This window comes from Phocaeicola sp. (assembly GCF_048170425.1).
Lineage (GTDB): Bacteria > Bacteroidota > Bacteroidia > Bacteroidales > Bacteroidaceae > Phocaeicola.
Genome location: NZ_DBEXBB010000198.1, coordinates 1 through 5,635, shown reverse-complemented (window position 1 = coordinate 5,635; position 5,635 = coordinate 1). Strand labels below are relative to the sequence as shown.

At 54.5% G+C, this 5,635-nt stretch carries 9 protein-coding genes; 5 read left to right on the top strand and 4 right to left on the bottom strand.

Translation table 11 applies throughout. The annotated features are described in order from the left end of the window. Positions 1–16: 16 nt before the first annotated feature. The gene (locus ACMJ0U_RS07860) at positions 17–394 is read right to left on the bottom strand and encodes a winged helix-turn-helix transcriptional regulator (protein WP_417129396.1); all 378 of its coding nucleotides are present in this window, start codon (positions 392–394) and stop codon (positions 17–19) included. 151 nt (positions 395–545) lie between these two features. Between ACMJ0U_RS07860 and fldA the strand changes: the two genes are divergently transcribed. Next, positions 546–1,052, top strand: a complete 507-nt coding sequence (fldA, locus tag ACMJ0U_RS07855) for a flavodoxin FldA (protein ID WP_417129394.1) — start codon at positions 546–548, stop codon at positions 1,050–1,052. Positions 1,053–1,094: 42 nt separating this feature from the next. Then, entirely contained in the window at positions 1,095–1,454 is a 360-nt protein-coding gene (locus ACMJ0U_RS07850) for a DUF2023 family protein (RefSeq protein ID WP_007563936.1), read from the top strand. Positions 1,455–1,473: 19 nt separating this feature from the next. Here ACMJ0U_RS07850 and uraH read toward each other — a convergent pair whose 3' ends face one another. Then, positions 1,474–1,884: a hydroxyisourate hydrolase gene (gene uraH, locus ACMJ0U_RS07845; protein ID WP_417129392.1), complete on the bottom strand. Its 411-nt coding sequence runs from the start codon at positions 1,882–1,884 to the stop codon at positions 1,474–1,476. A 160-nt stretch (positions 1,885–2,044) separates the two neighbouring features. On the opposite strand from uraH, the gene ACMJ0U_RS07840 reads away from it, so the two are divergent. From ACMJ0U_RS07840 to ACMJ0U_RS07830, 3 genes are read left to right on the top strand one after another with little or no spacing between them, the layout of a single operon-like run. Then, positions 2,045–2,410, top strand: a complete 366-nt coding sequence (locus ACMJ0U_RS07840) for a YbaN family protein (protein ID WP_417129390.1) — start codon at positions 2,045–2,047, stop codon at positions 2,408–2,410. After that, the gene (locus ACMJ0U_RS07835; protein WP_417129388.1) at positions 2,403–3,407 is read left to right on the top strand and encodes an aminodeoxychorismate synthase component I; all 1,005 of its coding nucleotides are present in this window, start codon (positions 2,403–2,405) and stop codon (positions 3,405–3,407) included. Before ACMJ0U_RS07840 ends, ACMJ0U_RS07835 begins: the two co-directional genes overlap by 8 nt. Beyond that, positions 3,391–3,984: an aminotransferase class IV family protein gene (locus ACMJ0U_RS07830; RefSeq protein WP_417129386.1), complete on the top strand. Its 594-nt coding sequence runs from the start codon at positions 3,391–3,393 to the stop codon at positions 3,982–3,984. The genes ACMJ0U_RS07835 and ACMJ0U_RS07830 overlap by 17 nt, the downstream gene beginning before the upstream one ends. Positions 3,985–3,997: 13 nt before the next feature. Here ACMJ0U_RS07830 and ACMJ0U_RS07825 read toward each other — a convergent pair whose 3' ends face one another. Both ACMJ0U_RS07825 and ACMJ0U_RS07820 read right to left on the bottom strand, forming a co-directional pair. Next, a complete protein-coding gene (locus ACMJ0U_RS07825; RefSeq protein WP_417129397.1) occupies positions 3,998–4,870 on the bottom strand; it encodes a pyridoxamine kinase in 873 nt (290 codons plus the stop codon). Positions 4,871–5,077: 207 nt separating this feature from the next. After that, positions 5,078–5,554, bottom strand: a complete 477-nt coding sequence (locus ACMJ0U_RS07820) for a GNAT family N-acetyltransferase (RefSeq protein ID WP_417129384.1) — start codon at positions 5,552–5,554, stop codon at positions 5,078–5,080. Between the last annotated feature and the right edge of the window lie 81 nt (positions 5,555–5,635).

Sequence of the window (5,635 nt, the reverse complement as noted above, 5' to 3'; positions counted from 1 at the left end):
AAAGAAAAAGAAGCTGCTACTCTTCTTCGGCAGCTTCAAACTCCTCCCGGTGTTTCACGATGGATTTCATGTGCTTTTGCGCCCATTCAGTCAGCTGGACGATGAAGGGAACCAGCGAAAGTCCGGTTTCCGTCAGACTGTATTCTACTTTGGGCGGTACCTCGGGATACACCTTCCGGCTTACCAGTCCGTCGGCCTCCAGTGTACGGAGCGTGCTCGACAGCATTCGCGACGATACGTCGGGAATCATTTTCTTGAGTTCGCTGAAACGCAGTACCTTGTTTTCACTTAAAATCAGAATGACCAGCAAAGCCCATTTGTTGCCGAAACGGGCAATCACGTTCCGCACCGGACATATCTCGATAATGGTATTTTTATCTTCCTTTCTTCTCATACTTTATATCCGGCAGAAGGCCGGCCTTTTGTTTTTCTGCCCAAAGTTAGTAAATAACCCGCAGATGCCGCCTTCAAAATCCCAATTTTTAGGTATTTCAAATCTGCGCCGGATGCCGTTTCTTTGCGATGTCAAATCAAACATGTAGAAAATGAAGAAAACTGGTATTTTTTATGGTTCTACCACAGGCACCACCGAGTCTGTGGCCCGCCTGATAGCGGAAAAGCTGGGAGTATCTCCGGCAGACGTACACGATGTGAGCAAGCTGGATGCTGCCTTGGCAGAGAGTTACGAGGCCCTGATTCTGGGTACCTCTACTTGGGGTGACGGAGAGTTGCAGGATGACTGGTACGACGGCATCAAGGTGCTGAAAAATGCGAACCTCTCCGGCAAGATTGTCGCCCTCTTCGGCTGCGGCGATTCCGAATCCTATTCCGACACCTTCTGCGATGGCATGGGCCTTCTCTTTGAAGATTTGAAAGACAGCGGATGCACCTTCGTGGGAGCCGTGCCCGACAGCGATTACACCTACGCTTCTTCCGTGGCCGCAGCCGACGGAAAATTCGTGGGACTGGCCCTCGACGACGTGAACGAAAGCGACCGGACCGATGCCCGCGTGTCGGCCTGGACAGAGATGCTCAAAGCCGATCTGGCCTGATTCCTTCCGACCTCATTTCTCTATCTTCTAAATCCGTAGCCCATGATGACTCCCGATATCAATCCCGTAGAACTGAAAGTCTTTCTCAACCACATCTATGAGTTGAAGAAAGGCGTGCGTCAGATGGTGTTGTACACCACGAACAAGCGATATGAAGACTTTGCCGTGAAACGTCTGCGAAGCCAGCGCATCAAGTTTGTGATTCAGCCGGTGGACGACGAGCGCATCAATCTCTTCTTCGGCAAGGCGGAATGCATTGAAGCCATCCGCATGATGGTGACACGCCCCCTGAACCTGCTCACTCCGGAAGAAGATTTCATATTGGGAGCCATGCTGGGTTATGACATCTGTGCCCAGTGCAAGCGATATTGCACCCGCAAGGCACGAAAAATGGGAGCTTGAAAAGGCTCCCATTCTTTTTTCAGTTTCCTCTATACGTAGAATATCCGTAAGGCGAAAGCGTGATTGGCACGTGGTAGTGCTTGCCGTCCTTGATTTCGAACACCACTTCGATGAACGGGTAGAACGAATCCTGCTGCAACCGCTCGAAGTAGGGCGCCACGTGATACGTCAGGCGGTAGATGCCCTTGTGGTCGGTCGTGCCTTCTTCCAGGAAATCCTTCACACGGCCGTTCTCGTCGGTCAGTCTTTCCTCCAGCAGCGCCCAGGCCTTTCCGTCGGGCTGAAGTTGCGACAGACTGATTTTCACTCCCGCCGCAGGCTGCCCCTGCTGAATGTCCAGGATGTGGCTGGAAAGTTGGTAACTCTTTTCCTGTGCAAAGCCCGCCAGGCTCCACACCATCACACATAAAGTCCAGATTAGTTTTCTCATGATTCTTTGATAGTTGAATAGTTTAACAAGATTGTAACAATTACAAATATGATGAAAACTTTCTTTTTCTGCAAGCTTATCCACGTGTAGCCCTTCCGATTTTGAGGTTATTAACTAAACTCCTGCCTGCGGTGTGCCGTTTACCTTGTATTTTTGCGCCATGAAATACATTTACCTCCCCATCGGATTCCTGTCGCTGGCACTGGGTGTGGCCGGCATTTTCCTGCCCGTGCTGCCTACCACACCTTTCTTGCTGCTTTCGGCCACCCTCTTTTTCCGCAGTTCACCGAGAGCCTACCAGTGGTTGCTGAACCACAAGTTGCTGGGACCTTATATCCGCGATTTCCGCGAGTCACGCGCCATTCCCCTGCGCGCCAAGATTCTCGCCCTGAGCCTGTTGTGGCTCACCTCCCTGCACTGCATCTTCCTGATATTCGATGCCCTCTGGCTGAAAGCGATGATGCTTGCCGTGGCCGTGGGAGTGACCCTTTATCTCTGTTCCTTCAAAACCAAACGAAATGACTGATACCCTCTCATTCTGTGGCCGTGAGGAAGCCATAGCCCGCATGAACCGTTTCGGAAGCGAAGGCCGTCCGTTCTTTTTCCTGATAGACTATACCGGCGAGGAATGCCTGGTGGAAGAACCCCACCGTCTGCCTTCTTCGGAACTGCTGTTTGCCTTTCCGGGAGCCACAAACGTGCCGCAAGGAATATCCGGTACTCCGCGTCCCGACTCCTTCCGCTGGGAGCCTCATCCGATGAGCTTTGAAGACTACCGCCGCGGATTCGACCTCGTACACCGTCACCTGCACGGCGGCAACTCCTTTCTGGTGAACTACACCTGTGCCACTCCCGTCGGTACCGACCTCTCGCTGCTGCAAATATTTGAGTACGCCCGTGCCCCCTACAAGCTGTGGGTAAACGGTCGCTTCGTGGTGTTCTCGCCCGAAATCTTTGTCCGGATAGAAGACGGTTTCATCTATTCCCATCCCATGAAAGGTACGATAGACGCCACATTGCCCGATGCCCGCGAACGCCTGCTGGCCGACCCGAAGGAAGCTGCCGAGCACGCCACCATCACCGACCTCATCCGCAACGACCTGAGCCGCTTCGCCACCGAAGTTACCGTGACCCGCTACCGCTACCTCGACGAGCTGCATACCCACCGTGGTCCGCTGCTCCAGATGAGCTCCGAAATCCGTGGCCGCCTGCCCGAGGACTATCCTTCGCAACTGGGCGACCTGTTTTTCAGTCTCCTGCCGGCAGGTTCCATCACCGGTGCGCCCAAGCCCCGCACCGTGCAGATTATCCGTGAGGCCGAGGCGTACGACCGCGGTTTCTACACCGGTGTGACCGGCTACTTTGACGGCCGTAACCTGGACAGTGCCGTGCTCATCCGTTTCCTGGAACAGCAGGAAGACGGTATGATGCTGTTCAAGAGCGGGGGAGGCATCACCTTCCGCAGCGAAGCCCGAAACGAATACGAAGAAATGAAACAGAAAGTCTATGTGCCTCTTTATTGAAACCCTCCGCATCGAAGACGGGAAAGTGTGGCATACCTCGCTGCACGACCGCCGCATGAACGACACGCGCCGTGCCTTTTTCGGTTCTGTGCCCGACCTCCACGTGTGTGACTACCTCCGTCCGGAAGCTTACACCGCACGCACCCGCTGCCGCCTGACCTATGCCCGCGACGTGATTCGCGTGGAATACTTTCCCTACCACGTCCGCCCCGTACACAGTCTGCAACTGGTGGTGCAGGACGACATCGACTACCGTTACAAGCAGGCCGACCGCCGTGTGCTCGACGAAGCCTTCGCCCTGCGCGATACGGCCGACGACGTGCTCATCGTGCGCCACGGACTCCTCACCGATACCTCCATCGCCAACATCGCCCTCTGGGACGGATGCGAATGGCATACCCCCGCACAGCCTCTGCTGGCCGGTACCCAGCGCCGCCACCTGCTCGACAGCGGACAGATAAAAGAAACGGACATCCCGGTCGCCTCCCTCGGAAACTTCCGGCATATCCGTCTGTTCAATGCCCTGATACCCTTCGGCGAAGTGGAACTCCCCGTCGGGCAGATACGTATGTACTGATTCGCGTGGCGGCTTATTCCACCAGCTCGTAACTGCTGATTTGAATCGGCATGTCGAGGTTGTGGAGCACCTTCTCCAGCATGATACCCTCCAGGTTGTTGTACTCATAGCCGAACGTGGCCCGTATGCCCTGCAAGATAAACTGCGTGGCGCGGTCGAGCGCAATGGGCAGACTGTCGCCCTGCATCAGCGCCCCCGTGATGACACTCGTAAACGTGTCGCCCGTGCCCGGATAGTGTGCCGGCAGATAGGGGCAGGTCACCTTCCAGTAGCGGTCGCCAAAGCGGTTGTAGGCATAGACCGACGTAGAACGCGGGTCACCGCTTACCGGCACGCTCGTAGCAATGACGATGGCCGGGCCCCGGTCGGAAAGCGTCTTCAGCGCCTGCTTCAGTTCCGCGTCCGTGATGTGCTCCTGATACGGCATGTCCAGCAGATAATACAGCTCCGTCAGGTTGGGCGTGATGACATCCGCCAGGTGAATCAGCTTCTTCATCTCCGTCACCATCTCTTCAGTGATGCCCTTGTAAAGACGGCCGTTGTCGCCCAGCACCGGGTCTACCACCACCATGTCGTTCTCCCCACGGAACTTCAGGATGAATTCTTCCACAATCTGCACCTGCTGAGCCGAACCCAGGTAACCGGTGTAGAAGGTATCGAAGTGCACGTTCATCTTCTCCCAGTTCTCGATGATGCGCTTCATCTCGTCGGTCAGGTCGAGGAACGAGTACGTGGGGTACTGCGTATGTGCGGACAGTACCGCCGTGGGCAGCGGACACACCTGAAAGCCCATGGACGAGAGCACCGGAATGACCGCCATCAGCGACACGTGGCCCACACCCGACAGGTCGTGCACAGCCACCACCTTCTTCACCTGATTTTGCAGGAAAGCCCCCGAGCGGTGGGGAGTCTCGGCCGGAGCCGCCGGCTTTTTCTTCTTGTACTTCCGTTCTTTCTCCCAGGCCGCCTTCCGTGCCTGATATGCTTCGTATTGTCGTTCAATGTAATTGTCAGCCATAGTCTTGTGAATTTACAGTTGCAAAGGACGTTACTTTTTGCGGAACGAGCAAACTTTTGCCAGGTTTATTCTGGTTCATCCCTCAGTTTCATTTGTCTGGGCAAGAGTGCGGCTGAAATAATACATGTCTTTCAGCACCTTTCCATCCTCTACAATCGGATGGTCATAGTGGAGGGTAAAAAAGTCGGGCACCGTGTGCGAGTAAACAAACCCGCAGTTCTGATAAAAAGAAATGGTCATACGGCTGTCTCCTGTGCCTACCGTCAGCGTGTGACATACATTCTGGTAATGCTGGCAAAGGTATTCCACCATCTGCCGTCCGTATCCTTTCCGTTGCCAGTGCGGGGCTACGGCCAGGTTTTTCAGCTCACGAATTCCTTTCCCCTCATCCGTCACGACGGCCACGGCAACCGGTTCCGTAAGCAGCCTTTCGTACATCACGTATAAGTCGCCCCGTTCCAGGTAGCGGTCTATCATGGATTCCTGTTCGTCAGCCAGAAGCAAGAGCGGGAGGAAACGTTTCTTGCCCGTTGAAACAAGTTGTATTTGCATGAGACAAATGTTTATGCATTGTTTGTAATATGGATTGTAAAGATACGTTTTCCGACGGATTTCCGCCTGTTTTTTCCTTTG

What these genes read in the sequence shown, in the direction of transcription:
- ACMJ0U_RS07860 (WP_417129396.1), bottom strand. Translation starts at nt 394, where the DNA reads ATGAGAAGAAAGGAAGATAAAAATACCATTATCGAGATATGTCCGGTG.
- fldA (WP_417129394.1), top strand. Translation starts at nt 546, where the DNA reads ATGAAGAAAACTGGTATTTTTTATGGTTCTACCACAGGCACCACCGAG.
- ACMJ0U_RS07850 (WP_007563936.1), top strand. Translation starts at nt 1,095, where the DNA reads ATGATGACTCCCGATATCAATCCCGTAGAACTGAAAGTCTTTCTCAAC.
- uraH (WP_417129392.1), bottom strand. Translation starts at nt 1,884, where the DNA reads ATGAGAAAACTAATCTGGACTTTATGTGTGATGGTGTGGAGCCTGGCG.
- ACMJ0U_RS07840 (WP_417129390.1), top strand. Translation starts at nt 2,045, where the DNA reads ATGAAATACATTTACCTCCCCATCGGATTCCTGTCGCTGGCACTGGGT.
- ACMJ0U_RS07835 (WP_417129388.1), top strand. Translation starts at nt 2,403, where the DNA reads ATGACTGATACCCTCTCATTCTGTGGCCGTGAGGAAGCCATAGCCCGC.
- ACMJ0U_RS07830 (WP_417129386.1), top strand. Translation starts at nt 3,391, where the DNA reads ATGTGCCTCTTTATTGAAACCCTCCGCATCGAAGACGGGAAAGTGTGG.
- ACMJ0U_RS07820 (WP_417129384.1), bottom strand. Translation starts at nt 5,554, where the DNA reads ATGCAAATACAACTTGTTTCAACGGGCAAGAAACGTTTCCTCCCGCTC.